Source organism: Halomicroarcula saliterrae, from assembly GCF_031624395.1.
Classification (GTDB): Archaea; Halobacteriota; Halobacteria; order Halobacteriales; family Haloarculaceae; genus Haloarcula; species Haloarcula saliterrae.
Window position 1 is genome coordinate 420,342 of sequence record NZ_JAMQON010000002.1, and the last position, 25,552, is coordinate 445,893.

A 25,552-nucleotide genomic window follows, 5' to 3' on the forward strand; every position below is an offset into this window, starting at 1 on the left:
GTCCCGCGGTTCGAGCCGGCTGCCGAACCACGAGGTGTTTATATCGCCGTGTCAACTCTGGGGCTATGAGCGAGCGCTCGACTGACGCCCCCCGCATCGCGATTACGGGCGCGGCCGGCTACATCGGCAGCCGCGTCCTCGTCGAACTGGCCCGACAGCACCCCGACTGGGAGATAACCGCACTCGACAACTTCTATCTCGGCGACGTGCGTTCGGTCGGCGACGTCGACGTCGAACACGTCGACATCCGGAACCGCGACCGGCTGGAAGCGGCGCTCGACGGCGCCGACGTCGTCATGCATCTGGCGGCGCTCTCGGGCGTCGACGACTGCGAGGCGAAACAGGACCTCGCCTACGAGGCCAACGTCCAGGGGACCGAAAACGTCGCGTGGTTCTGCCGGAAGACCGGTGCGGCCATGATATTCCCGTTCTCGATGGCCGTGCTGGGCGACCCCGAGGAGTTCCCCATCAGCGTCGACCACCCGCGGGACCCGATGAACTGGTACGGCCGGACGAAACTGCTCAGCGAGCGCGCCATCGAGGACTTCGCCGCTGGCGCGTTCCCGGCCCACCAGTTCATGATCGCGAACCTCTACGGCGGCCACGAGATCGACGGCCGGGAGATATCCAAGGGGACCGTCATCAACTTCTTCCTCTCGCGGGCGACGGCCGGCGAGACCCTGACCGTCTACGAACCCGGCACGCAGTGTCGGAACTTCGTCCACGTCAAGGACGTGGCCCGTGCGTATCTCCGGAGCGCGGAGCGACTGCTGGAACAGCTCGACGCGGGCGAGACCGGCGTCGAGAAGTACGAGATCGCCAGCGACGAGTATCCGGGCGTCGAGCAGGTCGCCGAGCTCGTCCAGTCGGCCGCGGCCGAACACGGCCACGACGTCGATATCGAACTCGTCGAGAACCCCCGCGCCGGCGAGGAGACGCTCGTCTCCGAGTTCCCCGTCGACACGACCGCCGCCCGGGAGCGGCTGGGCTGGACCACGGAACACGACGTGGAGTCGGTCGTCCGGGAGAGCCTCGCGGCCGACGGCGAGTAGCTACCAAGTCAGCCCCTCGTAGGTGATGCCCTCGCGGCGCGTGACGATTCTGCGACCGTCCACGACGACAGCGTCGGCCATCCCGTCGAACGCCTCGTCCAGCGCGGCGAACTCGTCCCAGTCGGTGACGACGACCGCGCCCGAGGCCCCGTCGAGCGCGGCGGCGGCCGACTCGGCGTACTCGATGTCCGGATACCGCTCGCGCATGTTCTCGGTCGCCACGGGGTCGTAGGCGACGACTTCGGCGCCCCGCTCGCGCAGCCCCTCGATGACCGGCACCGCCCGCGTGTTGCGGATGTCGTCGGTGCCGGGCTTGAACGCGAGCCCCAGCACGGCGACGCGCTCGCCCGACACGTCGACGTGGTCGTCGAGCAGGGCGAGCAGGCGTTCCGGCTGGGCGTCGTTCAGTTCGACGACCGCGGAGAGCACGGCGGGGTCGTAGCCCGCCTCGCGGGCGGCAGCGATGATAGCGTCGGTGTCTTTCGGGAAGCAGTTGTGGACGACCAGCCCATCCGTCGTCACGAACGTGTGATTGTCCGCAACTTCGAGCGAGTATACGTCTGTCGACGTCTCTTCGACGGTGACATCTTGGACTTCGACCGTCGTGTGAGTGCCACCGTCAGCGTACCCAGTCGGCGTGATATTCCGGTCGTACGCGTCAAGTCGCCGCTGAATTCGCTGTTGTTCCTCAGGCAGGAACATGCCTTTGAGTAGCGCAATCTGTTGTTTCGAACTCACGCGCAGGAAGTGGGCCGGTCTCGTGGATTTCGCTGCCTGTGACGTCTTGTAACTGGGCACGATACCGAGGCTGTGGAGGAGAAACTGCATGCCTTGAATGAGGTCTTCGCTGACGGAGCCGTAGTCGTACACGACGGCGTTGGAGTGACTTGTGTACTCGATGTGGCCGTCCCCTCGGAACAACCCCGAGAGCAGCGCTTTCCGGTGTGCCGTAGGCTCCTGGTACGCGAGATCCGGCACTGCCGCCGTGTACGAGCCAGTTCCGCAGCCGAGCCATTCGAGCAGATAGGCGAAGACACGGCTCGAAACCTCGATTTGCGTCGCCGTCTCCTGTGTTTCAGTCCGGTATCGGACGCCAAGGCGTTCGTAGAACGACTCTACGTCCGAGACGTACGCCTCCTCGTCGGACGGATGGAAACTCAGGAAGACGCGCTTGCGAATGTTCGAGCCACGTGCGGAGTCGTCTGCGTGTATATGACCTTCGCTCAGGTAATAGCCGATAAACCGCCAGAACGCCTCGTCCGCGTCGAGAATCGCGGGTATATACGTCTGTCCGCCGCCGACAGTCGTGTAGAGCGATAGCTCCTCACGGCCGAACGGTAACTCGGCCTCGTAGTCGAGGAACACGTCGAGCGGGAGGTAGTTACTCCGGACGAGGTCGTGAAGTTTGGAATAATCGAATGTACGGTTGTACTCGGCCAGCACGTCGCGGAACTCTTCGTCGACAGTTTCCAGTTCGAAAGACGGCTTCAAATAGACGTTCGAGTTGTCGAACCGGTCAGACGACGCCACCAAGTCGAGTACGTCTATCCGTCCGATCGGGTCGTCGGGAAGGCTCGTCTGTACCGGAAGCCTGTCACCGGGTGACAGTGAATTGGCCTCACGAACTGTAGCGCTACCCCCGTCGACCGTCACCATCGGATGGTCGCGGGTGACGGTGACCTCCTTGTTCATCTTCGTCCGGAACGTGTAGAGTTCGTCGTCGTAAGGCCGCCGAGTTGCCGCCTCGACCGGCTTGAATTCGAAGACCCCGTCTTCGTCACAGCTCAGGACGGATACCTCGTCGACGGCGCCGTCGGAGACGTACTCGTCGAAAAATTCGCGGAGAGTGAGAAGTTGCGTACCGGCGCAGTCCTTTGCCATCACCCGCTGATCACCAGTCAGGCAGCTGCCCCCCCATCCCACGCCGCTGCGGAGGAACCGCTCGCCGATGCGGTCGTCCAGCCCGACGGCCTCGGCCACCTCGTAGGCGTCGACGCCGAACTCCTTGCAGACGTTGCCGATGTCGTTTATCAGCGACACTTTGCCCGCGAGGAAGGTGTTGTTGGCGTACTTTATCATCTCGGCCTCGGCGATGCCCGTCTCGACGACGGGGACTTCGCCGTCGGCGGCCTCGCGAAGGGGCTCGTACAGCGCCCGGAGCGCGTCGAACGCGCGCTCGTCGTCGGCGCCGAAGACGAGTTTGTCGGGGTTCAGGAAGTCCGCGACGGCGGTCCCCTCGCGCTGGAACTCCGGGTTCGAGGCGACGAGGAAGTCCGTTCCGCGCTCCAGCCCGGCATCGGCGATACGGGGCGCGAGGCGCTCGTCGGTCGTCCGCGGGATGACCGTGGACTTGGTGACGACGAGGTGCGGGCGGTCGCTCCCCGCGCCCGCAGCCAGCGCCTCGCCGACGCTCGCCGCGCCGGCCTCCATGAACTGCAGGTCGATGCTGCCGTCGTCGTTCGACGGCGTCGGCAGGGCGAGCATCGTCAGTTCGGTGTCCCGGACGGCGCCGTAGTCGGTGGTCGCCCGCAGCCGGCCGCCGCCGTGGTCGGCGACCAGTTCGTCCAGCCCCGGCTCGTGTATCGGCGACTCCCCGTCGTTGATTCCGGCGACGATGGCCTCGTCGATGTCGATAGCCGTGACCTCGTGACCCAGGTCGGCGAGACACGCGGCAACCGTGGTGCCGACGTAGCCGCTGCCGACGATACTCACGTTCATTGGCGGTGGATTGGCCGCCCCGTGTGATGAGAATTCGGGTCCTTCGGTCGTCGTCACGCGGTCGGCCACGTCCGACAGTCTGTGGGGTCTCGGGCCCTGTGTGGAGCGATAATCGGTCTATAACAAGGCACAGCTCCCTCCCAGCCGAGACCAGCGCCCAATGAACACGGAACGGATACTGTCGGCCGGTATCGCCGTCGTCGTGGTCGTCGCCGTCGGGCTCTCGGCGTCGACGCTCGCGTCGTCGATGTCGACCGACCCGTCGGAGGCGATCGACGTCGGCTACGACGCGCTCCCGCTCGGAGCGGACAGCGAGGGGGATATCGCGGCGGCCGCACAGGGGGTCCACGACAGGTACACGGAAGGCAAGGGGGACGAGCAGCGCGATGTCGAGGAGGACGGGTCGGACCCGCGGTCGGCACAGCGGGCCGACGAGGACGGCCAGCGCGACGGCGAAGCTCAGGCGGAGCGACGGGGCGGCGAGCCGTCCGGTGACACCGGGTACGGCGACAGGGAGTCAGCGCAGGCCGGGCAGGGCCTGTCGGGCGCACAGGGGCTGGCCGGGACGGGCTGGCCACTGGAGTTACTCCTGCTTGCGGCCGCGCTCCTCGCGCTCGTAACGGTCGCCTACCGCTATCGGTACCGGCTCCGCCGGGCGGTCGGGACCGAGGCCGAGGCGTCGGCGACCGAGTCGGTGGTGCCCGACCCGGAGAACGACGTGGAGCGGGCGTGGGTCGAACTGGTTCGGCGAGCAGGCGTCCCGGAGCCCCGCACGCGGACGCCGCGGGACTGCGCCCGCCTCGCGGTCGAGACGGGGTTCGACCCGAGCCACGTCGACCGGCTCCGTCGGACCTTCGAGGACGTGCGCTACGGGTCGGCGCCGCCGACCGACGAACAGGAGAGCGTCGCCCGCGAGACGCTCGACCGGCTGGACGGTGAGGGGTCGTGAGAGGCGGCACCCGTCGCGCCGGCTGGGCGCTGGTCGTGGCCGCCGGCGTCGCCGCGTTCGGGCTGGCGCTGTGGCCCGGCCTCTCGACGCGGCTGCCCGTCGGAACCGCCGTTTCGCTGGCGGGGAACGACTACTTCCTGCTCGGCGCCGTCGGCGGCGTCGCCCTCGCCGTCCTCGCGTGGATGGTCGCCCGGCGCGCGACGGGCCGCGTCGACCAGGCCAGCCCACCCGACCCGGAGACGGTGCCGGACGCCCCGCGACCCGGCGAGCGGTTCGACGAGCTGCTCGAACGGTGGCCGTGGCGGGTAGCGGAGAGCGAGGCCGAGCGGCTCCGCGAGCGGCTCCGGACCGACGCCGTCCATCAGGGGATGAGCGAGGGGCTGAGCCGGGCGGCCGCCAGAGAGCGCGTCGACTCGGGCGGGTGGACCGACGACGCGGTCGCCGCCCGGTTCCTCGCGGGGGCGGCCCCGTCGCCCACCGAACGCCTGTGGCTGGCCCTGCGGCGTGACTCCTGGACCCAGTACGGCGCCCGAGCGGCGGCGGCCGAGCTCACCGACCGGAGTGGTGACCGGTGACGGTCCGGACGACCGGGCGCTGGCGCGGCCTCGCCGCCGTGGCGCTGTTTTTCGTCGCCGTCGGCGTCCTCGCGGACCGCCCCGCGACGCTCCTCGTCGGCGTCGTCGGCGCGGGGCTGGCAGTGTACCCGCGGCTGAGCGGGCCGCCCGGTGTCGACCTCGCACTGGAGCGCCGCCTCGACGACGCGGCCCCCGCTCGCGGCGAGCCGGTGACGGTCACGACGCGGGTCGAGAACACCGGCGACCGCACGCTCACCGACTGTCGCGTGGTCGACGGCGTGCCGCCGATGCTCACCGTCACCTCGGGCAGCCCGCGCCACGCGGCGGTGCTTCGCCCCGGCGAGGCCACCGAGTTCAGCTACGCCGTCGAGACGGAGTACGGCCGCCACCAGTTCGACCCGGCGACCGTCGTCGCCCGCGATATCACCGGCGCTCACGAGGTCGAGACCGCGGTCGTCGCCGGGACGGAGATACAGTGTGCCGACTCGGTCCCCGAGCTCCCCGTGCGCGAACAGCCCGACGGCCACGCCGGGCGGCTCGTCACCGACGAGGGCGGCAGTGGCATCGAGTTCCACTCGGTCCGGGAGTACCGGCCCGGCGACCCGATGGGGCGTATCGACTCGAAGCGCTGGGCCCGGACCGGCGAGCTCACCACCGTCGAGTTCCGCGAGGAACGGCCCACCTCCGTCGTGCTCCTCGTCGACGCCCGGGCGCCCGCCTACCGCGCCGAGGCCGAGGGGCGGCCGAACGCGGTCGCCCACAGCCTCGCCGGCGTCGAGCAGTTGCTGTCGGCGCTCGAAGACACTCGCGACGCGGTCGGGCTCGCCGCGCTCGGTCGCGAGCTGTGTGTCCGCGCCCCCGGCGTCGGGTCCGACCACGAGGCGGCGCTGTGGCAGCTACTTGCGACCCACCCCGCGTTCGACGCGACGCCGCCCGGGGCCGGCAAAGCGGGGGACCGGGCGTCGGGCGAGACGGAGCGCCAGACGGCGCTGCTCCGGAAACACCTCGACAGCGACGCGCAGGTCGTCGTCCTCTCGCCGCTGGCCGACGAGCGCATCGTCGAGGCGGTCCGGACGCTCGCGGCCGCCGGCCACGCCGCGACGGTCGTCAGCCCCGACGTGACGGTCGAGGGAAGCCTCGGCCGGCGGCTGGCCCGGCGCGAGCGGACCATGCGGATACGCGCCGTCCGCCGGGCCGAGGTCCCGGTCGTCGACTGGGACCCGTCGACGCCGCTCGGCACAGTCCTGCTCGACGAGCAGCGGCGGCGGTGGTCCGCGTGAGCGTCAGCCACCGCCCGACGCCGCTCGCCAGCGGGCTGGCCGTCCTGCTGGGCGCCGCTTCGACGGCGATACTCGCCCCCACGCTCGACCAGCGCGTCGCCGTCGTCACCGCCGTCGTCGGCGTCGGTCTGGTCGTCGCCCGCGGCCGCGAGTCGGGGCTTCCCGTGCCCGAGGGGCGACTGTGGACGGTCCTCGGGGCGGCGCTCGTCCTCGCGTCGCTGCTGCGGGCCGAGACGCTCGCCGACCCGCGCCACCGGATCGAACTGGTGCCCGGCCTCGTCGGCACGGCGCTGCTGGGTCTCGGGCTCCGGCCCGTCAGCGAACGCTTCGCCCGCCGGTTCGTCTCGGCCGGCCTCGCCGCCTTCGTCGTCGGCGTGGCGCTGGTCGGGGTCTTCGAGGCCGCCGGCCCCCTCCGGCTGCTCGGGGCGACGGCCGCCGCCATCGCGGCATGGGACGTCGCGGAACACGGCATCAGCCTCGGCGAGCAGCTCCGGACCGACGCCGACACCCGCGCGGTGGAGCTGCTACACGGCGGGGCCACGACGGCCGTCGGCGTCGCCACGGTCGTCGTCGCGATGCTGTTCTACCGCCACGGCGCGACCGGCCTGCCCCTCGGGACGCTCGCGCTCCTGCTCGCCGCCGCGGTCACTCTGATGGCGGCGCTGTATAGGTGACCGTCGGCACCGCCACGTCGTCGAGCAGGTCCTCGACCACGGTCCGCTTCTCGACGTCCTCGACGCGGGCGTCCGGCGTCAACACGAGCCGGTGGGCGAGAACGACCGGCGCGATTTCGGCGACGTGGTCGGGCGTGACGTAGGCCCGGCCCCGGACGGCGGCGAGTGCGCGGGCCGTCTCGAACAGCCGCTGGGTCCCCCGCGGGGAGACGCCGGTCTCGACGCGGCCGTCCGCCCGGGTCGCTCTGGCCAGGTCGACGACGTAGCCACGGACGCCGTCGGCGACGTGGACCGCCTCGGGAGCCCGTCGCAGCGTGGCCGGGTCGACGCCGGGACTGGCCTGTACCTCGGGCGTCCGGTCGGTCCGCTCGGCCCGGCGGTCCACGAGTTCGCGCTCGCCCGCCTCGTCCGGGTAACCGAGGCTCGTCTTGACGACGAACCGGTCGACCTGCGCCTCCGGCAACGGGAAGGTCCCGCTCTGCTCGATGGGGTTCTGCGTCGCGACGACGAAGAAGGGGTCGGGCAGTTCGTGGGTCCGCCCCTCGATGGTGACCTGCCCCTCGGCCATCGCTTCCAGCAGCGCGGCCTGTGTCTTCGGCGAGGCCCGGTTGATCTCGTCTGCGAGCACGACGTTACCGAAGATGGGACCGGAGCGGAACTCGAACTCCCCGCGCTGCTCGTCGAAGACGTAGGTCCCCGTCACGTCCGCCGGCAGGAGGTCCGGCGTGAACTGAATCCGCGAGAACGTGAGGCCGAGCGCCCCGGCGAAGGAACGCGCCGTCAGCGTCTTGCCGGTCCCCGGCACGTCCTCCAGCAGCACGTGTCCCCGAGCCAGAAACCCCGACAGAACGGTTTCGAGCGTCGCTCGCTCGACGATGACGGCGCTGGAGACGGTGTCGATGACGGCGTCGCAGTGGTCGGCGGCGGTGTCCGTGCTCATCGAGCCACCCTCGGGGGCTCCGAGGGTTTGTTATCACGCGCTTACTTTCGGGCGACGGGAGTCCCCAGAGAGGGGTCGAGCGGGCCTCTCGAAGCCGTTGCAGGGGCAAGGCGGCCCCTCTTGCGGTTCCCGCGTCTCCCTCTAGACGCCATGGAACGAAACACACTCGGCTGGTTCGGCTGGTTCTCGGTCGCCGGCTTCGTCATCCTGACAGCGCTGTTCGTGCTCGACATCTTCGCCGACAGCCTGTGGGCGTTCTCGGCGTTCTGGACGCTGGTCGTCGCCATCGTCGCCGGTATCGGAGCCGTGGCCCTCTACGCCGGCAACGACCCGACGGCCGAGACGCGCGAGGATACGATGGCCTGAGAGGGCCGTCGTAACGAGTCCCCCGATAGGGCCGGCGCTGCCCTGCGACGGTCCCCGTGACCCGGCGACCGGACGGCACACCCGCGAGCTCCGAACTCACCACGGCGCCGACCGTGACTCGACGCAGTCGCCTTCTAACCGGAGAATCGCGACGTACTGGTCGCTCGCGAGCTCTTGCTCGTCCCCATACTGGTCGCTGTGCGGGTAGATTCCGAGCGGCACCAGCTCGCGCAGCGACCCGGGCTCCGGGCGGTGAGGGACGAAGTTCGGCGGCCGCTCGCCGAACTCCGCGACGATCTCGTAGTTGTACTCGCCGTCGAGCAGCGCCCGAATGTAGGCCTGACGCGGGGCCGGAGCGAAGTCCACCTCCGAGCTACGCTGGGCCGTGGGGATGTCCTGGAGGTACAGCAGCTCCTTGTCGCCGACCTGGATGTATTCGGGACAGGGGTCGAGTTCGGCCCCCTCCTCCGGGGGCGTGTTGAGGGTCATCCCGTGTGGGATGGCGTTCTCGAAGTGGGCGTGGAAGTACACCTCCATCGTGGCGTCCTCGTCCGCGTTCTCGTCGAGCCACTCGGTCGCCTCGTCGCGCGGCATCGAGGCGTACATCCCGACGCCGACGCTGGCGTAGACGGCCGACGTGACGACGACGGCGGCGACGGCCGCCCGACCCAGCCGCAGCCGGTGGTCGCGCAGTCGGTCGAGCGCGTCGGCGAGCAACACCGCCGCGAGCGGGAACGTCGGGAGGACGTGATGGACGCGCCAGTCGTGCCACCGGGCGAAAAAGAGGAGGAATATCGCCAGCGCGCCCACCAGCAGCGCCCGCTCGTCGAAGCCCGGGGCTCGCGCCCGCAGCTCCGCCCGGCCCGGCGCGAGGCGGGCGAGGTGGACGACGCTCGCTGCGAGCCCCCCGATGGCGCCCAGCAGGAGCGGCCAGCCGAAGGCGCTGGCGTAGGTCCGGAGGAACCACCACCACGTCGGTGCCGAGGGGCCGACGACCCGGTCCGGCCGTCCGGTCCGGCCGAACCAGCGGTGATACACCGCCTCGAAGTCACCGACCAGCGCCGTCGGGTGGCCGACCACGATGACGACCGCGCCGAGGGCGGCCCCGCCCAGCAGCAGCCGCGGTCGCCAGAGCGCGCGCCGGAGCGGCCCGTCATCGATACGGGCTCGAAGCAGGAAGGCGAGGGCGACGACCGGGACCGCGAGCCCGAGCGTGAGTTTGAACGCGATGGCGAGCCCGCCGACGGCGCTGCCGGCGTAGAACTGGCGGCGCTCGCCCGTCCGGACGTAGCCGACGAGCAGGTAGAGCGACGCGACGAAACACATCGTCGCCGGGATGTCCTCGCCGCCCTCCTTTGCCAGTTTGAGGAAGCCGAACGTGACGGTGAGCAGCACCGCCCCGAGCCGCCCGGTCGCGCGGTTCCGGAGTCGCGTCCCCAGTCGGTAGACGAGATACACTGTCACGACGGCGAAGACGACGTTCGTCAGCCGGACGAAGGCGATACTCCACGTCCAGATCCACCGCGGCGTCTCGGCCCACACCTGGTAGTGGGCGTACGCGCTCGACGGGTCCTGCATCGCCGCGATAGCGTCCAGCTGGCCGGTGAGCGCGGCTGCCAGGACGACCGGCAACACCGCCAGCGCGTACACCCACAGCGTCGCGCCGAAGGGGGCCCGACTCCAGGCGACGCCCTCGCGAACGCCGTCGAGGCTCGGGTCGGCGACGATCTCCGAATAGGCGACCAGGGCGTCGAGCACCCGGTCGTGTTCGTCCCACGTCGCGAAAGAGGGGATGCGGTGCCAGAAGCCGAACCCGGCGAGTACAAGCGCCCCCACCAAGATGTAGCCCAGATACGGGTCCGCCCTGAGGTCGGCACAGAGCTGTCGCTTCGCGCGACCGAACCATCCGGGGCGGGGGACCATCAGCGAGGGTTTGGGGGAGGGTGTATAAAAAAATACACACTCACTACCTGTGGCGCTAAGCACCGACTACCGCCGCGGACGCTCGCCGTCGTTTTCGGGCCGGCCGCCGACGCCCCGATATGAGCGCAGGGCCGACGCCGAGCGAAATCTTCGACCGGGCGGTCGAGGAAGGGACGCGCCGACTCGACCAGTCGCTGCTGGAACTCGTCTCGACGAGCTTCATCGCGGGCTTTACCGTCGTCTTCGGCCTCGTCGCGCTGGGTATCGTCGAGGGTGTGCTGGGGCCCGACGCCGGCGGCACCGCCAAGCTCGGGGGCGCGCTCGCGTTCGGCATCGGCATCCTCTTTCTTGTCGCGGGCCGCACGGAGCTGTTCAACGAGAACTTCTCGGACCCGGCGGCGGCGGCCGTCGACCGCGGCGACCGTCGGGCCGCGGGGCCGCTCCTCCGGCTGTGGGTGGTGACGCTCCTGTTCAACCTCGTCGGCGGTGGGCTGTTCTCACTGGTTTTCACCGTCGAAGGGGCCCTGCCTCCGGGGACGACCGAGGCGCTCGCCACGGTCGCGACGGAGAGCGCCCACCGGGCCCTGCTCGCGTCGTTCGCCCGCGCGGTCGCGGGGGGGACCCTCGTGAGCCTGCTCTCCTTCCTGCTGGTCTCGGTCGACAGCGACGGCGCTCGCCTCGGCCTGGCCTATCTCGTCGGGGTCTTTCTCGCGCTCGGACCCTTCGAGCACGTCGTCGTCACTGCCCTGCACGTCTTCTTGGGCGTCCTCTTCGGGGCGGCCATCGCCACCGCTCGGTTCGCCGTCGTGGTCGGCGTCGTCACGACGGGGAATCTCGTCGGCGGGCTCGGGCTCGTCACGGTCGCACACATCGCACAGGCCAAAGGGGCGGCACAGAGCGAGGATTAAATTAGTTGATATTTCTTTCTTATTGTTATGTCGATGGGCGATGATTTTCATCGTTCTCCCTCGAATGTTTAGGCGCAGCAATGGCAACTAACCCACAGAACAAGACGAACGATTCGACGACCGTACCGACCAGTCAGTTGCGGAACAGATTGTACCGACTCGGCAAACCAGTCCGGGACTTCCTGCTTTTCAGTTCGGCGTATCTCGCGCTGATAGCGATGGCGGAGGTGCTCATCGTCACGAAGCTACTCTCCCTGCCGCTGAGTCCGGCAGTCCTGGTCGCAGGGCTGTTGACGTTCGCGGTGTACGGCAACGACAGAGTGGCCGACGTCGAGACCGACGAGAAGACGGCGCCGGGCCGAGCCGCCTTCGTAAAGCGATACAACCGGATGCTCTACGCGCTGTCGGCGCTCGCGTACGGCCTCGCGGTCGCGCTGGCCGTGCTGGGGGGCCCGGCCGCGTTTGCGCTGGCGCTGCTCCCGGGTGTCGTCTGGATCGTCTACGCACAGGACTGGCTGCCCAGTTTCGGTCAGGTGAAGCGGCTCAAACAGGTGTTTATTCTCAACTCCGTCCTCGTCGCCGGCGCGTGGGCGCTCGTCATCGTCTTCCTGCCCATCGCCTTCGCCGGAGCGGCGATAACCCCGGCCGCAGGCGTCGTGTTCGTCTTTTTCTTCCTTGCAGCGTTCATCAGCGTGGAGGTCCCGAACGTTCGTGACCTCGCTGGCGACCGGGAAATCGGCGTCAAGACCCTTCCAGTCGTCCTCGGCATCAGAGGAACTCGGTACTTCCTCTACAGCGTCGCCGGCCTCGGCGTCGCCATCGTCGCCACGGCGTACGTCACGGATATCTTGGGCTGGGCGGCCGCGGCCGGCTTGATGCTTAGCCTGGTGATACTACTCGGTATCACCGTCTGTCTCGGTCGCACCGACAACAACAGCGCGCTCACTATCACGGCTGAGTGCAGCCGACTGCCGATGCTCGCGCTGGTCATCGTCCCGCTGCTGTAACGCTACTCTCGGGGTGGGTGGTGGGTTCGGAGCGCGCTGCTGTCTCGTCACAACTGTGCCCGAACAGTTGTCGTATCGCAAGAAACCGAAGCGCCGCGGTGACGTACCCTATCTTATTAGTATCCATAGCCGACACTCATGGTAAGCCGTGTCACCACTGATGTTGATGAAACTCGTTCTAGTCACGTCGGTCGCGGTCGGGGTGACCGGCGGGCTGCTGGCGTGGCGGGAACGACCGAAGCCCGGGTCGGTACCGCTGACGCTGCTCATGGCGGGCCAGTGCTGGTGGTCGGCGATGGTGATATTCCAGATCGGAACGGCGACTGTCGACGCGAAGGTATTCTTCGTCAACATTTCGTGGGCCGGCGTCGCGCTCATTCCAGTCGCATGGCTCCTGTTCGCGCTGGAGTACGCGGGCTACGACGAATACACGACGCGCCGCCACGTCGTGTTAGTCTCGATAATCCCCGCAGTCACCCTGTTTCTGAGCCTCACTAGCCCGTACCACCAGCTCCTGTATCTCGACGCACAGCTCGTTGCACAACGCGGTGTGCCGACGCTCACGCTGACCCCTGGCCCGTGGTTCTGGGTCATCGCCGCGTACACCTATCTGCTGGGCCTCTGTGGGCTCGTCCCGCTGCTCGAACTCGTAACGAGCAAGGTACGTACCTTCCAGGCCCAGAGCCTGGCGCTCCTGATGGGCCTGCTGGCTCCATGGGTGACGAACCTGGCGCACCTGTTCGGCTACCTCCCGACCGCCGGGATCGACCCGACGCCCGTCGCTTTCACCCTCTCCGGCGTCGCGTACCTCTCCGCGTTGACCCGGTTCGAGCTCTTCGGCGCGAGTCCGACTCCCATCCGCCACGCCCGGCGGTCGCTGTACAAACAGATGCACCAGGGCGCGCTGGTGCTCGACACCCACGGCAACGTCGTCGACATGAACGACCGGGCGGCGACCGTGCTCCAGACGACCCCGGACGAAGCGCTCGGCCGGCGCCTCGACACCGTCAGTCCGGGCCTGACGGCCGCCGGCGAGACCGCGTCGGGCAAACGCGTGTTCAATCCGCCGGGGACCCGACAGTCCTACGACGTCTCCGAGAGCCTCGTCACCGACATCCACGACCGGACCATCGGTCGCATCATCACGCTGCACGACATCAGCGACCTCTTCCGAATGCAACAGCGTCTGGAGGTGTTACACCGGGTCTTTCGCCACAACATCCGGACGAACATCCAGGTCATCCTCGGGCACGCGGGGTATCTGGCGACACACAACAGCCAGCAGAAGGCGGAGACGCTCAAGCAAAACGCCATGGAGATAGAGGAGACCGGCGAGAAGGTCCGCAAGATAATCGACGTCTTCGAGAAGGGGCGCACGGACAGGGAGAACCTCGCGTTGCACTCGATTCTCCGGGAGTGTACCCAGGCGATCGCCAAGCGCTACCCCGAGGTGACCGTCACGTACGAGCCCGGCCCGAAAGATATCGTCGTCGACGGGCTGTTCGATATCGTCTGTACGAACGTCATCGAGAACGCCGCCCAGCACAACACGAGCGCCGATCCGCGGGTCAGCGTCAGCGTCGACGCCGGCGAGGACGTCGTCGAGGTCCACATCGAGGACAACGGCCCGGGTATTCAGGACCACGAACTCGCACTCGTCAACGACGGTCAGGAGACCCCGCTGAAACACGGGAGCGGCTTCGGGCTGGCACTGACCGCCTGGGGGACCGACATCGCCGGTGGCTCGGTCTCGTTCGAGTCGGTCGAGCCGACGGGGACTCACGTGACGTTGACGCTCCCCGTCGCTGCGCGACGGTGACCGCCGGACCCGGGACGGTGGGTTCTCGATGGCTTTATTCACTCCACGGGAATGGGGGAACGTATGAGCGACGAGCGTGGGCCGTCGACGCTGCTAGCTGACCGGCCCGAACTGGAGTCCGCGCTCGAAACAGTGCTGGCTGTCGACGCCGAGCAGGACGGCTGGACCTTCGACGACGTCGCGGTCGACTCGGGCGTCTTCGGCGAGCTCGTCTCGCGCGACATCGTCGAGTCCGACGGCGAGGGGTACAGGGTCGCCGACCCGTCGGCCGTCCGCCGGGCGCTGGACGGTGAGACCGCGACGGCGACCGACGACGGCGGCGGGGTCGGCCTCGACCGGCTGTCGCTGCCGGCAATCGAGCCCCGAGCCGTCGGTCTGGTGACCGCGGCCCTCGCCGTCGTCGCACTCACCCGCGCGTACGTCTACGGCAGCGTCTACCGCGGCGGCGACATCGTCCTCTCGGGCAACGACCCGTACTACTACAGGTACTGGGTCGAACAGGTGGCCGCCGAGGCCGGCGGCAGCGTCGATATCGCCGCGCTCTCGACGCTCCCCACCGGCGTGACCAAGGGCGAGCCGCTGCTGGTGGCGACGCTGTGGTGGGTCGCCCAGCTGTTCGGCGGGACCACGGAGGCTATCGGGCACGTCCTCGCGTGGTATCCCGTCGTCTCGGCGGTCGTCTCGGGGGCGCTCGTGTATCTGCTCGCCGTCCGGCTGACCAGCGACCGCCGCGTCGGGCTCGCAGCCGTCCTCTTTCTGGCGATTATCCCGGGCCACGCCCTCCGGACGAGCCTCGGCTACGCCGACCACCACGCCTTCGACTACCCGCTGCTCGGACTCACCGCTCTTGCGCTGCTCGTCGCGACGACGGCCAGCCGTGACAGAGCGTCGCTGCGGTCGGTCACCCCGTGGGCGGCCGCCGTCGGCCTCGGCGTCGGCATCGCCGGACAGACGCTCGCGTGGGAGGCGGGACCGCTCCTGCTGGCCCCCGTCGGAATCGCCGTCGTGGCGAAGACGCTGCTCGACGTCGATGCCGGCCGCTCGCCGCTCCTGACGACCGCGCCGGTGCTCGCGGGCACGGGACTCGCCGCGGGAGTGGTCTGGACCGTCCACGCGAACTGGGGGTGGCACACCGACCTCGTCGCGAGCGTCCCGATACTGCTGTTTCTCGGCGTCGCCGGCGCCGTGGCGATAGCGGCGCTGACGGCCCGGGCCGGCGGGACGGCGAGACAGCTCGCGGCGGTCGACGGCGCGGCGGTCGTGCTGGGGCTGCTCGCCGTCCGGTCGCTGTTCACCGAGCGCTGGACCGAGGCCGTCAGCCGGACTGACCGCCTCTTCCGGAGCGATGCCATCGCCGAGACGGCCGGACTGTTCGACCCCGGGACGCTCGGCTTTCTCCTCCTGTTCGGGTTCGCGCTCGTCATCGCCCTGCCCGCGATGGCGTGGGGCGTCAGGCGGGCGGCCGACGACCGGGCCGACTGGCTCGTCCTGACGGCGTACGCCTGGTACTTCCTCGGGCTCGCCACCCTCCAGGTCCGTTTCGTCGGCGAACTCGCGACGTTCGTCGCCGTATTCGCGGGCTACGCGTTCGTCTGGCTCGCCACCAGAGTCGAGGTCGCGCGCCCGCTTCGGGCCGACGGGCGAGTCGACGCGCTCGTCCCCGAACCGAAGACCCTCGGGCTGCTCTGTGTCCTCTTCTTGCTGTTCGGGAGCCTCGGCATCGTGCAGGTCCCCGTCAAGACGAGTCAGATAACCACCGACGGCGGCACCTATCTGACGGCGACGGCCATCGACCGCGACGCGGCCGACCGGGGGCTCGAATACCCGCAGAACTACGTCCTCAGCCAGTGGGGCCAGAACCGGGCGTACAACTACTTCGTCAGCGGGGAATCACGCAGCTACAGCTACGCGAGAACCACCTACGCCGCGTTCCTCGGGGGGACAAACGAGTCGCGCTGGTACGACCGGCTGCGCGGCAGAGTCGGTTACGTCGTCACGGAGGACCGCACAGGGGGCGGCCCACAGACGATGCAGTCCCGGCTACACGACAACTACGGGAGCCAGAACGGGAGCGTCGCCGGTCTGTCCCACTACCGGGCGGTGTACGCGACCGAGAGCGGGTCACACAGGGCGTTCGCGCTGGTCCCCGGCGCGACTATCGCGGGGACGGCCGGCCCGAACGCGACCGTGACCGCGACGGCGACAGTCAGTGTCCCGGGCGACGAGTTCGAGTACACCCGACGGACGCGGGCGAACCGGGACGGCCGGTACCGGCTCGTCGTCGCCAACCCGGGGACGTACACGGTCGACAGCCCCGAGACGACGGCGACGGTGACCGTCAACGAGACCGCGGTCCGGAACGGGACGACCCGCGCCGCCGGGTGAGTCGGTCGCAGGGGGCGTCTCGGCGAAGCAGAAGGCTCATCCCCCCGTGTGCCACAGGGACGGATAGACATGTGGCCCTGGGGACACGCCGCCGTCGGCTACCTCCTGTGTGCGCTCTGGGTTCGGGCGCGGTACGGGCGAGCGCCGACGGCCGGCGCGGTGCTCCCGCTCGCGGTCGGGACCCAGTTTCCGGACCTCCTCGACAAACCGCTCGCGTGGACGTTCGGCGTCCTGCCCTCCGGCCGGGCGGGCGCCCACTCGCTGCTGGTCGCCGTTCCGCTGTTGGCGCTGCTGTGGTGGCGCGTCGACAGCGCCGCCGCCCGGAGAGCGTGGGCCGGGTTCGCGCTGGGCTATCTCGCCCATCTCGCGACCGACGGGCTCTACCCCCTGCTCGACGGGGACTTCAGCGGGCTGGCGTATCTGTTCTGGCCGATCCTCTCGCTCCCGCCGTACGATGAATCGGCCGGGATTCTGGCCCACTTCGCCGCCGCGGAGCTCACCGCGGCGCTGCTCGCCGAGGTCGGCCTGTTCGCGGTCGCCACGGTCGTCTGGGCCGCCGACGGTGCCCCCGGACTCCGGACGGTCGGACGGTGGTGTAAACGGCGGGCCGCCGTCGCGACTGCGGCGCTGTCGGGGCGGTGACTCCGGCCAACAAGAGTTTTACCCGGGCACGAACGACAGGTGGGCATGAAGGCTGTCGTACTCGCCGCCGGTGAAGGGACCCGTCTCCGCCCGCTGACCGCGGACAAACCGAAAGGGATGGTCGAGGTCGCCGGGAAACCGATTCTGACACACTGCTTCGAGCAGCTCATCGAGCTCGGCGCCGAGGAACTGCTCGTCGTCGTCGGCTACAAGAAACAGGCCATCATCAACCACTTCGAGGACGAGTTCGACGGCGTCCCCATCACCTACACCCACCAGCGCGAGCAGAAGGGGCTGGCACACGCCCTGCTCACCGTCGAAGAGGACGTCGACGACGACTTCATGCTCATGCTGGGGGACAACATCTTCAGCGCCAATCTCAACGACGTGGTCAACCGCCAGCAGGAGGAGCGGGCCGACGCCGCCTTCCTCGTCGAGGAGGTCCCCTGGGAGGAGGCCTCCCGCTACGGCGTCTGTGACACGAACAAGTACGGCGAAATTACCGAGGTCATCGAGAAGCCCGACGACCCGCCGTCGAATCTCGTGATGACCGGGTTCTACACGTTCACGCCGGCCATCTTCCACGCCTGCCACCTCGTCCAGCCCTCCAACCGCGACGAGTACGAGATCAGCGACGCCATCGACCTGCTGCTTCACTCCGGTCGGACCATCGACGCCATCCGCATGGACGGCTGGCGAAACGACATCGGCTACCCCGAAGACCGCGACGAGGCCGAACAGCGTCTCCAGGGCGAGGTCGACCCGGAGCTGGCCGCCGACGCCATCGGCTCGGACGGCGACTGAGCCCCCGCAGTCTGTGTGACCCCGACGTCGCCGGCCTCGCAGCGGACCGCCCCGACGCCACGTGCGCTGCTGTCGACGGGGCCGTGACCGAGCCGACAACTTTTACGTACTGGCCATCGCCCGTCCGGTAATGCACATTCTAGTCACCGGTGGCGCGGGCTTCATCGGCGGCCATCTCGCCGAGCGCTTCGCCCGCGACGGACACTCGGTCGTCGTGCTGGACAACTTCGACCCCTTCTACGACCTCGACCTCAAGGAACACAACGTCGAGGTCGGGCGCGAGGCCGCCCGCGAGGGCGACGGCAGCTACGAACTCGTCGACGGCGACGTGCGCGACGCCGAGCTCGTCACCGACCTCGTCGGCGACGCCGACTACGTCTACCACCAGGCCGCGCAGGCCGGCGTCCGCCCGAGCGTCGAGAACCCCCGCAAGTACGACGCGGTCAACGTCGACGGGACGCTCAACATCCTCGACGCCTGCCGCGACACGGGCATCGAGCGGTTCGTCATGGCCTCCTCCTCGTCGGTGTACGGCAAACCCCGGTATCTCCCCTACGACGAACAGCACCCGACGACGCCCGTCTCGCCGTACGGGGCCTCGAAGCTGGCCGCCGAACGCTACGCCTGCTCCTACGGCGAGGTGTACGACTTCCCCGTCGTCGCCTTGCGCTACTTCACCGTCTACGGCCCGCGGATGCGACCGAACATGGCCATCTCGAACTTCGTCTCGCGCTGCGTGAACGACGAGCCGCCCGTCATCTACGGCGACGGAACCCAGACGCGCGATTTCACCTACATCGACGACGTGGTCGAGGCGAACGTCGCGCTGCTGGAATCGGACGCCGCCGACGGCCAAGCGGTGAACATCGGCTCGACCGACAACATCGATATAAAGACGCTCGCCACGGAGATCCGCGACCAGCTGGCGCCCGAGCTCGACCTGGTGTACGAGGAACGCCACGACGCCGATTCGGAACACACGCACGCGGATACGGCGCGAGCGGGCGAGCTACTGGGCTACGAGGCGAGCCACACGATTCGGGAGGGCGTCGCGGCGTTCATCGAGTGGTACGAGGCGAACCGCGAGTGGTACGAACCGCTCGTTATGGAGTCGTGAGTCGGGGCCGGCTCCAGTAGGCGGGGCGTTTTCCCGAGGTCAGGTCGAGCGTCTGCGCTCGATAGCTACGCTCGACGGGTTTCCAGGTACTCAACTGGGTCAGTACGAATGTGAACAGAGACACACCTCGGACCGAGTGAAGTGCGAAACCACGGAGTAGAGAGACGCAGTCTGCAGTGATAGACACACCGTGCAACGACTGAAAGACGGAGCTTTCGCATGAGATGTGCCGCTCGGAGTGACAGACACACCTCCCACCGAGTGAAGTGTACCAGTAGAATACGGAACAGTTCGTGTGGGGACCCAGCCGGGGGGATTCACTCGGTCTGAGGTGTGTATAAATTGGCATTCTTATCTATAAACGCAAATGAAAATCGAGAATGGGGGCGTTCTACTATATCCTAGCTTTTTCACTCGGTGCGAGGTCAGTATCTTTATACTGTACCTTGATCGCGGGAATCCATTTGTCTACCGCGGTTCACGTTGCCGGAAAGTGAGAGAACGAACAGCTGTTTCCCTTCCCTGTGGTATGGATTTTATTTGCTTTGGCGGCCCCACCACTTCAGCGGCTGCCGTTCCAGAAACGGGGAAAATGAAGATACAAGAACAACATAATTTCCGGAATCATTAACCTCACACAATAATTAAGCCGGGATAGTGAGATAGAACGTGGGCCAACGCACGATATTTGGACAGCCAGGCATCCGTTCCTATGGCGAAATACTCTCCGAGATATTTGTCGATTCGGTATCAATAACTGAGGCCACCGTCGAAGACACGACGCACATGGCGATTTTTCTGATAACTAATCTAGTACTCATAACACCGTTGCTAGTTGTCTGGGCCAGTCTCCCGTTGCTCGCCGTGCTTCCAGTTGTCTTTGTTGGATATTTTGTATATGCGTACCGTACGAAGCGACTCTCTGCCGGGCTTTTGAGTGGGTTTTTTGTCCTCTCCATATTTGGAGCAAACGTTCCACTTCTCAGTGGCCCAGGAAAGGCATATTTCAGCATCTATATCGTTGATTTGTTAGCGGTGGTCTTGGTTTCTGGGCTTATCTACCAGAACGGATTGAATTGGAGCAGCATCCACGAGTCGAAACTGAAGACAGTAGCAGTACTGGGCCTCTTGACGTTCGTATGCTGGTCGTACGCCTCCGCGATAGTTGGCAATGGACCCTCACAGTTTGCTTCGGTGTTGTTCGCGATGCAGCAGACGAGATATCTGCTTGTATTCGTCGTCACAATTTTCATCGTGAATCAGACCAGCGTATTCGTCTGTCTCTACCCGCTTTTACTCTCCATTACGGGAAACCTCTTTTACGCAGTTGCGGAAGCGCTAGCCGGTCACACGTTCGGTTTGACTTATCTAGGCGACGCGGGGGGCCGAGAACTGTTCGAGCTCGCAATTGGTCCACTTACACTCCCAACCGGGCTATACGCGGGGGGATTCGTCGGTGGTGTGAGAGAGTTAATTGCACTCACGCTTCTGTTGTTGCCGTTCCTTGTTTACTGGGGAGTATACGGGTCACGGCGAGTAACGACTGCTTCCGCTCTCGGCATATTGTCAGTGGTCTTCATCATCAAAATCGGTGAGACGGACGCTGGGTGGATGGCTTCGATTATCGTTCTCGCTCTGACTGCAGCTATGTGGCTCTGGATATCGGTTTCTGAGAGAGATTTCGATCTGTTAGCCGGAGTTGCTGTCTCCGTCTCCAGCATAGTAGCAAGTATGCTCCTGTATCAACAGCGGTTTTACGATTTCTTTGCGGCAGACTCTCAAGAGCCTGCTACTGGAACGTCCAACGGGACTACCGGTGGGAACGCTACTGGGACTCCTACCGGCGCTTCGGGGAACGCTACCGGGGGAACAGGCGGTAGCTCCGGTGACGGGGGAATGAGCGTCGCCGAGTGGGTCATAGAGCTGTTCTCATATGTGCCACTCGTCGAAGTTGACACGCTCGGCGTACGACTCAGCCAGTACGCTGCCGCAATAGAACTCTTGCTTGCGTACCCCTTCTTCGGTATTGGGGGGTACAATTTCGTCCTCGTTGCAGAAGAGTACGGGGTGCCGTCCGCGATGGGTGTACACAACACGTTCTTCTCTCACCTCGCTGCAACAGGCATCATCGGAGTTGTATCGTATTCAGTCAGTGTACTTGCAGTAGTGTATATAGTAATCAAACAAATGCTACAGACAAGAACGAGAAGACGTGCACTCTGGGGTTGTACCCTAGCTGGGCTTATGGGTTTTCACGCGTACTCGTTCTGGGTCGTTATTTACGGCTGGCAGACCTCGAACGTGGGCTTGTGGCTCCTGTCTGGGATAGCTGTAGGAGCATTTTCCGTTGTCAGTAGCGAGGACGAAGAGCAGCAAACGTCAGAGTCTTCAGTTCCTTACGTTTCGTAGACTCGGCGAGTCTGACTGGCGATAGACCCCCAATCAAGCTTTTCGGCCTGCTCGAACCCGCGGCTGCCCATCTCAGTAGTGTCGGAATGTAGCATACGCTCCATCGCTCTCCGCAGTCCAGTAGGCTCTGTTGGATCGTACAAGATGCCTTCGCTGTCCTGGTCGATGAGTTGGGGAAGACACCCTATGCGTGGGACGATCACTGGCCGCGACAACGACATGGCTAGCAGTGCACTGCCGGAAGTGAGGATATCGCGGTACGGAAGAACGACGGCATCAGCTGCTGCGAAATACGTCGGGACGTTTTCGTCCGCGATGAATTCAAGCACTGTGATGATGTCGTCTCGACCGGCGGCGGCGTTGACAATTTTCCGTTCAATTGTTTCGGAAGCGGGGTTGCCAGCGACGAGGAGCGAACAGTTCTCTTCGTCGAGATCAACAAATGCTTACAGCGCTCAGTTCATCTGAAAGAGACTCGAGATAATGGTTGGATGTATTGTCTGACGAGAACATCATAACGTCTACTTCGGACTGACTATTCTCCCTGCTTGAGACCGGATTCATCGATATCCCAAATCCGCCAGTCTCGATGTGACCTCGTCGTCGGTTACCCGCCTGGTCTGACGTTCAGTTGTCGGTTCGTACGAACCGGAGTCCGTCGCCGTAGTCTCGACCCAGGGAACAGTTCTGAGAGCTGGGATCGGATTATACGGTGGATGTCCGTAGAACCCGAATTCACCGAACGCATTGCCATGGTCTGCGCTAATGACTGCCGTGTCGGCGTCAATATTGTTCAACAGTAGGGACACATCATCGAGAACATAATTCAGATTGGCTCGATACGATTTCCAGACCCGGTCTTTAGAGATACGTCCAGCAGCGAGGTCGTCCCATATCGAGTCCCATCCGTCACCGAAATTTTCGATGTCGATTCCGGAGTCAACGGGGTCCGGGATGCTCGGGAAATGGGGCTGCATGTAATGAACTAACAGCCGATCGAAATCCCTCGTCCGAGCAGTATCTATCGCTCGATCAGTGATCGGGCGTGCAGGGACAGTCCCGATCTCATCGTCCCAACCGTACCGCCATACTTCGTCGAGATAACCGAACTGTCCATCTGCTACCAGCTCATCGGTAAATGGGTTTCCGGAGACGTAGGCCGTATTTGTCATCTCAGTGGCCCAATCGTCAGTGAAATTTCGCTCCATCCAAGAGAGGGAACCACTTCCTTTCGACCGGATAGTAGCAGGTGATTTGGGAAGGAAATCATAATTGTCACTGACCTCAGCAAGCAAGTCGGGCCGACACGCGTCAAGTATAATTAGTACGTCCCATTGAGAGTCAAAGACGGCATTTCCAGGCCAACGAGCATCAATCCGATACGCTGTGCCATGCTTGAACTCGTAGGCAGATTTGTTCAGCCCGGGTATAAGACCCTGAGAACGTACATAAGAGAGAGTGCGTCCCAGCCAATCAAAGGCCGTCATCTACACAGTAGAGTCTATCATGCGTTATATATTTTTGTCGCCTCGCGCTGGCGATGTACTATAGTCCGTATCGTACCTCCACAGAAACAGGGGACAGGTCAACCGTAATCGTAAAGTCTCCAACCGGCAACCCACGAGGTAACTGGTAGTTGATGGAAAAGGATGGAGCCGGTAGTGAAAAAGAGAGTTCACTTGGATCGATCTCCGAGGGAGCAGGTCTTTTTGTTTTAGGGAAAGGAGCAAGCAATACGCTAGGTCTTGGGACGACTGTCATCTTAACCCGGATTCTGGGAACACGGCTATACGGATTCTATACTTACATAAATGTCCTATTTTCGCTGGTTTATGTATTAGCACGACTGGGTGGTGACAAGTCATTACTACGTTTCATTCCAGAATATGAAGAACAGCCTCGGAAACGGAAGGTTGTGGTAACACTAGCATACGGAACATCGTTACTCGCAAGCGTGGCTATTGGCGGAGCCGTCTTTCTTTTTGCCCCGACGATTTCCTCGTTCACATTAGACGATGTACTCTTTACTGAAATACTGCGTATCACTGCAGTCGTTATTCCGTTCAATACACTCTCGATGATTAGCTATTCGCTATTCAAAAGTATTGAGCGGATGGATTATAATGTCATAACTTCATCTATCGTCAAGCCTTTTCTCCGTTTGGTTTTTGTTGGTGGTGCAGTTGTTCTTGGATACTCTGTTGTCGGTGCAGCTGCCGGTCTGATTGTCAGTGGCGTGCTGGGTTTTCTGGTTGCGTTCACACTGTTGGTTAAAAGAGTAGAATTTCTCGGAATTGCGAGTCCAAGTCGCTCAGAAACGAAGGAGTATTACAACTTTTCGCTCCCCTTGACATTCAACCAACTGGGTAGCTTCGCCTATAACCGGACAGATATTCTTATGATCGGCTTCTTTTTTACCGGGTCCGCTGTTGGCGTGTACAACGCTGCGTTCCTGATATCTCGTATTCTTTCGCTACCTCTATCAGCCTTCAATCAGCTTTTCCCTCCGATTGCATCACGGCTCTACCAGAATGGCAACAACGACGACTTGGAGGCGATTTACACTGCAGTAACTAAGATGATATTTATGATATCGTTGTTTCCAGCGATCGCAGTTCTCATTTATGCGCCAGAGATACTCCAAGTGTTTGGAGAGGGGTTTAGTCAGGGCCAGTACATCCTGATGCTGTTTGTTATTGGCCAATTGACTAATGCTCTTGTCGGTCCGAGCGGGTATTTGTTGATGATGTCGGACCACCAGTATTTAACAATGTTCAACCAGTTAGGTTCCGGGATTCTCAACATACTATTAAATTATATTCTAATAACAAATATCGGGGTTATCGGTGCTGCAGTTGCGACAGCGAGTGTGCTGGCCGCTATCAATGTTCTAAGAGCGTGGCAGGTGTGGTACTTCGAGGGGTTATCTCCCTATGATTGGAGTTACATAAAGCCAATTACTGCTGGTGCCGTCTCGGGGTTAATTATGCTCAGTTTCACACTTGTCTTCGATGGATATCTTCTGCTCGTCTCCGGGATGACAATCGGTGGACTATCCTTCATTTTAGTCATATATGCGCTTGGGGTTAGCGAAGACGAGACAGATCTGATAAAGAAAGTGTTTTCAGTCTTTCATTTATAGCCAAGATACAAAGTGGTACTCATCAACACAGCTGAAGAAAGAGAATAGCACAGCATCATACAGGCAGTCAACCTGCCTATCAATATTATTCATCCAGACATCAAACAGTCAATTGTAAGAGGATAATTTAGACGTGATTAATTATATCGTGGAAGATGAATAGACACTTTCAAAACGATAATATTGGTGTGGGCGCTTTAGCTAAATATGCAAAAGCGGCCCAATATTCTCTGGATTACGCTTGAAAGTGTTCGGGCCGACCACACATCGATGTATGGTTACAGTCGGAACACGACACCAAATATACAATCTGAAACCAGTCGGTCCGACGCGACTGTGTTTTCAACGCCGGTCTCCCAGTCTATGTGGACGCCCGCTTCGACTGCGTCAATGCTGACCGGTACGTACCTCTCCACACACCGACTCGGTCAAGACGGAAAGGCACAGAAAAAGCTCCGGCAAGAACTGGACACCTTCCCGCAGTTACTTCATCAAAGTGGCTACGAAACAGTACTCTTTACACCGAACTCATACATAAGCTCGTCCACAGGGTTGGATCGAGGGTTTGCTACAGTTGATGATCTGTCAGTGAGCAAGGAGAGTTTCCTACAGCGGGGTTCTGCTGTGAAGGAAAATTGGGCTTGTGCAATGGAACGGATTAGGGAGCTAGATACGATTGACCTACAACGACTCAAAGACGACGTTGCTCACAATCCGACTGCAACAATCCCAAGACGTTTTAAAAGTTGGAATAAGAGGGAAAGAGATGAGTCACCGTTTTTTGCTTATGCACATATAGATTCCCCGCATCATCCCTATCGCCCCGTATCGAAATAGCGAGA

Annotated in this window: 20 protein-coding genes and 1 pseudogene; 16 read left to right on the forward strand and 5 right to left on the reverse strand. The window is 64.2% G+C overall.

Annotated features, from left to right (window positions below; translation table 11 throughout):
* Positions 1 to 65 precede the first annotated feature (65 nt).
* Positions 66 to 1,052 (forward strand): NAD-dependent epimerase/dehydratase family protein, encoded by a 987-nt coding sequence (locus NDI56_RS10200; RefSeq protein WP_310919395.1) that lies wholly within the window; start codon positions 66 to 68, stop codon positions 1,050 to 1,052.
* Here the strand turns inward: NDI56_RS10200 and NDI56_RS10210 are convergent, their stop codons facing one another.
* Positions 1,053 to 3,770 (reverse strand): nucleotide sugar dehydrogenase, encoded by a 2,718-nt coding sequence (locus NDI56_RS10210; protein ID WP_417935967.1) that lies wholly within the window; start codon positions 3,768 to 3,770, stop codon positions 1,053 to 1,055.
* A 160-nt stretch (positions 3,771 to 3,930) separates the two neighbouring features.
* On the opposite strand from NDI56_RS10210, the gene NDI56_RS10215 reads away from it, so the two are divergent.
* The 4 genes from NDI56_RS10215 to NDI56_RS10230 are packed head-to-tail and all read left to right on the forward strand — an operon-like array spanning position 3,931 to position 7,248.
* Positions 3,931 to 4,719 carry a DUF4129 domain-containing protein gene (locus NDI56_RS10215; protein ID WP_310919397.1) on the forward strand — a complete coding sequence of 263 codons (789 nt, stop codon included), beginning with the start codon at positions 3,931 to 3,933 and terminating at the stop codon, positions 4,717 to 4,719.
* Positions 4,716 to 5,294, forward strand: a complete 579-nt coding sequence (locus NDI56_RS10220) for a DUF7269 family protein (protein WP_310919399.1) — start codon at positions 4,716 to 4,718, stop codon at positions 5,292 to 5,294. Before NDI56_RS10215 ends, NDI56_RS10220 begins: the two co-directional genes overlap by 4 nt.
* Entirely contained in the window at positions 5,291 to 6,574 is a 1,284-nt protein-coding gene (locus tag NDI56_RS10225; protein ID WP_310919400.1) for a DUF58 domain-containing protein, read from the forward strand. The genes NDI56_RS10220 and NDI56_RS10225 overlap by 4 nt, the downstream gene beginning before the upstream one ends.
* Entirely contained in the window at positions 6,571 to 7,248 is a 678-nt protein-coding gene (locus NDI56_RS10230) for a DUF7519 family protein (RefSeq protein WP_310919401.1), read from the forward strand. The genes NDI56_RS10225 and NDI56_RS10230 overlap by 4 nt, the downstream gene beginning before the upstream one ends.
* Here NDI56_RS10230 and NDI56_RS10235 read toward each other — a convergent pair.
* Positions 7,220 to 8,188, reverse strand: a complete 969-nt coding sequence (locus NDI56_RS10235) for an AAA family ATPase (protein ID WP_310919402.1) — start codon at positions 8,186 to 8,188, stop codon at positions 7,220 to 7,222. The genes NDI56_RS10230 and NDI56_RS10235 overlap by 29 nt on opposite strands.
* A 150-nt stretch (positions 8,189 to 8,338) precedes the next feature.
* Here NDI56_RS10235 and NDI56_RS10240 point away from each other — a divergent pair, with 150 nt between their 5' ends.
* Complete coding sequence (locus NDI56_RS10240) at positions 8,339 to 8,554, forward strand: hypothetical protein (RefSeq protein ID WP_310919403.1); 216 nt, start codon at positions 8,339 to 8,341, stop codon at positions 8,552 to 8,554.
* Positions 8,555 to 8,650: 96 nt separating this feature from the next.
* Here the strand turns inward: NDI56_RS10240 and NDI56_RS10245 are convergent, their stop codons facing one another.
* A complete protein-coding gene (locus tag NDI56_RS10245) occupies positions 8,651 to 10,477 on the reverse strand; it encodes an ArnT family glycosyltransferase (RefSeq protein ID WP_310919404.1) in 1,827 nt (608 codons plus the stop codon).
* Positions 10,478 to 10,596: 119 nt separating this feature from the next.
* Between NDI56_RS10245 and NDI56_RS10250 the strand changes: the two genes are divergently transcribed.
* From NDI56_RS10250 to NDI56_RS10285, 8 genes are all read left to right on the forward strand, one after another.
* On the forward strand, positions 10,597 to 11,385 hold the full coding sequence (locus NDI56_RS10250; protein ID WP_310919405.1) for a formate/nitrite transporter family protein: 789 nt from the start codon (positions 10,597 to 10,599) through the stop codon (positions 11,383 to 11,385).
* An 80-nt stretch (positions 11,386 to 11,465) separates the two neighbouring features.
* On the forward strand, positions 11,466 to 12,392 hold the full coding sequence (locus NDI56_RS10255; protein ID WP_310919406.1) for a UbiA family prenyltransferase: 927 nt from the start codon (positions 11,466 to 11,468) through the stop codon (positions 12,390 to 12,392).
* A gap of 166 nt (positions 12,393 to 12,558) precedes the next feature.
* Complete coding sequence (locus NDI56_RS10260; protein WP_310919407.1) at positions 12,559 to 14,211, forward strand: histidine kinase N-terminal 7TM domain-containing protein; 1,653 nt, start codon at positions 12,559 to 12,561, stop codon at positions 14,209 to 14,211.
* 63 nt (positions 14,212 to 14,274) lie between these two features.
* Positions 14,275 to 16,596, forward strand: a complete 2,322-nt coding sequence (locus NDI56_RS10265; RefSeq protein WP_310919408.1) for an STT3 domain-containing protein — start codon at positions 14,275 to 14,277, stop codon at positions 16,594 to 16,596.
* 69 nt (positions 16,597 to 16,665) lie between these two features.
* Positions 16,666 to 17,238, forward strand: a complete 573-nt coding sequence (locus NDI56_RS10270) for a metal-dependent hydrolase (RefSeq protein WP_310919409.1) — start codon at positions 16,666 to 16,668, stop codon at positions 17,236 to 17,238.
* A gap of 45 nt (positions 17,239 to 17,283) precedes the next feature.
* Entirely contained in the window at positions 17,284 to 18,042 is a 759-nt protein-coding gene (aglF, locus tag NDI56_RS10275) for a UTP--glucose-1-phosphate uridylyltransferase AglF (protein WP_310919410.1), read from the forward strand.
* 130 nt (positions 18,043 to 18,172) lie between these two features.
* Complete coding sequence (locus tag NDI56_RS10280; RefSeq protein WP_310919411.1) at positions 18,173 to 19,159, forward strand: NAD-dependent epimerase/dehydratase family protein; 987 nt, start codon at positions 18,173 to 18,175, stop codon at positions 19,157 to 19,159.
* Positions 19,160 to 19,828: 669 nt separating this feature from the next.
* Positions 19,829 to 21,568, forward strand: a complete 1,740-nt coding sequence (locus NDI56_RS10285; protein ID WP_310919412.1) for an O-antigen ligase family protein — start codon at positions 19,829 to 19,831, stop codon at positions 21,566 to 21,568.
* On the opposite strand, the pseudogene NDI56_RS21745 reads toward NDI56_RS10285, so the two are convergent.
* Together NDI56_RS21745 and NDI56_RS10290 are read right to left on the reverse strand one after the other, a co-directional pair.
* A pseudogene (locus tag NDI56_RS21745) lies at positions 21,556 to 21,999 on the reverse strand (glycosyltransferase); the annotation flags it as partial. The gene NDI56_RS10285 and the pseudogene NDI56_RS21745 sit on opposite strands and share 13 nt — an antisense overlap.
* A gap of 129 nt (positions 22,000 to 22,128) precedes the next feature.
* Positions 22,129 to 23,055: an alkaline phosphatase family protein gene (locus NDI56_RS10290; RefSeq protein WP_310919413.1), complete on the reverse strand. Its 927-nt coding sequence runs from the start codon at positions 23,053 to 23,055 to the stop codon at positions 22,129 to 22,131.
* 152 nt (positions 23,056 to 23,207) lie between these two features.
* On the opposite strand from NDI56_RS10290, the gene NDI56_RS10295 reads away from it, so the two are divergent.
* Complete coding sequence (locus NDI56_RS10295; protein WP_310919414.1) at positions 23,208 to 24,710, forward strand: flippase; 1,503 nt, start codon at positions 23,208 to 23,210, stop codon at positions 24,708 to 24,710.
* 207 nt (positions 24,711 to 24,917) lie between these two features.
* On the forward strand, positions 24,918 to 25,547 hold the full coding sequence (locus NDI56_RS21750; protein WP_417935971.1) for a sulfatase-like hydrolase/transferase: 630 nt from the start codon (positions 24,918 to 24,920) through the stop codon (positions 25,545 to 25,547).
* Positions 25,548 to 25,552: the final 5 nt, after the last annotated feature.

Bases quoted from the DNA above. Each gene is read 5' to 3' on its own strand.
- NDI56_RS10200 (WP_310919395.1), top strand. From the start codon at position 66: ATGAGCGAGCGCTCGACTGACGCCCCCCGCATCGCGATTACGGGCGCG.
- NDI56_RS10210 (WP_417935967.1), bottom strand. From the start codon at position 3,770: ATGAACGTGAGTATCGTCGGCAGCGGCTACGTCGGCACCACGGTTGCC.
- NDI56_RS10215 (WP_310919397.1), top strand. From the start codon at position 3,931: ATGAACACGGAACGGATACTGTCGGCCGGTATCGCCGTCGTCGTGGTC.
- NDI56_RS10235 (WP_310919402.1), bottom strand. From the start codon at position 8,188: ATGAGCACGGACACCGCCGCCGACCACTGCGACGCCGTCATCGACACC.
- NDI56_RS10240 (WP_310919403.1), top strand. From the start codon at position 8,339: ATGGAACGAAACACACTCGGCTGGTTCGGCTGGTTCTCGGTCGCCGGC.
- NDI56_RS10245 (WP_310919404.1), bottom strand. From the start codon at position 10,477: ATGGTCCCCCGCCCCGGATGGTTCGGTCGCGCGAAGCGACAGCTCTGT.
- NDI56_RS10250 (WP_310919405.1), top strand. From the start codon at position 10,597: ATGAGCGCAGGGCCGACGCCGAGCGAAATCTTCGACCGGGCGGTCGAG.
- NDI56_RS10255 (WP_310919406.1), top strand. From the start codon at position 11,466: ATGGCAACTAACCCACAGAACAAGACGAACGATTCGACGACCGTACCG.
- NDI56_RS10260 (WP_310919407.1), top strand. From the start codon at position 12,559: ATGAAACTCGTTCTAGTCACGTCGGTCGCGGTCGGGGTGACCGGCGGG.
- NDI56_RS10265 (WP_310919408.1), top strand. From the start codon at position 14,275: ATGAGCGACGAGCGTGGGCCGTCGACGCTGCTAGCTGACCGGCCCGAA.
- NDI56_RS10270 (WP_310919409.1), top strand. From the start codon at position 16,666: ATGTGGCCCTGGGGACACGCCGCCGTCGGCTACCTCCTGTGTGCGCTC.
- aglF (WP_310919410.1), top strand. From the start codon at position 17,284: ATGAAGGCTGTCGTACTCGCCGCCGGTGAAGGGACCCGTCTCCGCCCG.
- NDI56_RS10280 (WP_310919411.1), top strand. From the start codon at position 18,173: ATGCACATTCTAGTCACCGGTGGCGCGGGCTTCATCGGCGGCCATCTC.
- NDI56_RS10290 (WP_310919413.1), bottom strand. From the start codon at position 23,055: ATGACGGCCTTTGATTGGCTGGGACGCACTCTCTCTTATGTACGTTCT.
- NDI56_RS10295 (WP_310919414.1), top strand. From the start codon at position 23,208: ATGGAAAAGGATGGAGCCGGTAGTGAAAAAGAGAGTTCACTTGGATCG.
- NDI56_RS21750 (WP_417935971.1), top strand. From the start codon at position 24,918: ATGCAAAAGCGGCCCAATATTCTCTGGATTACGCTTGAAAGTGTTCGG.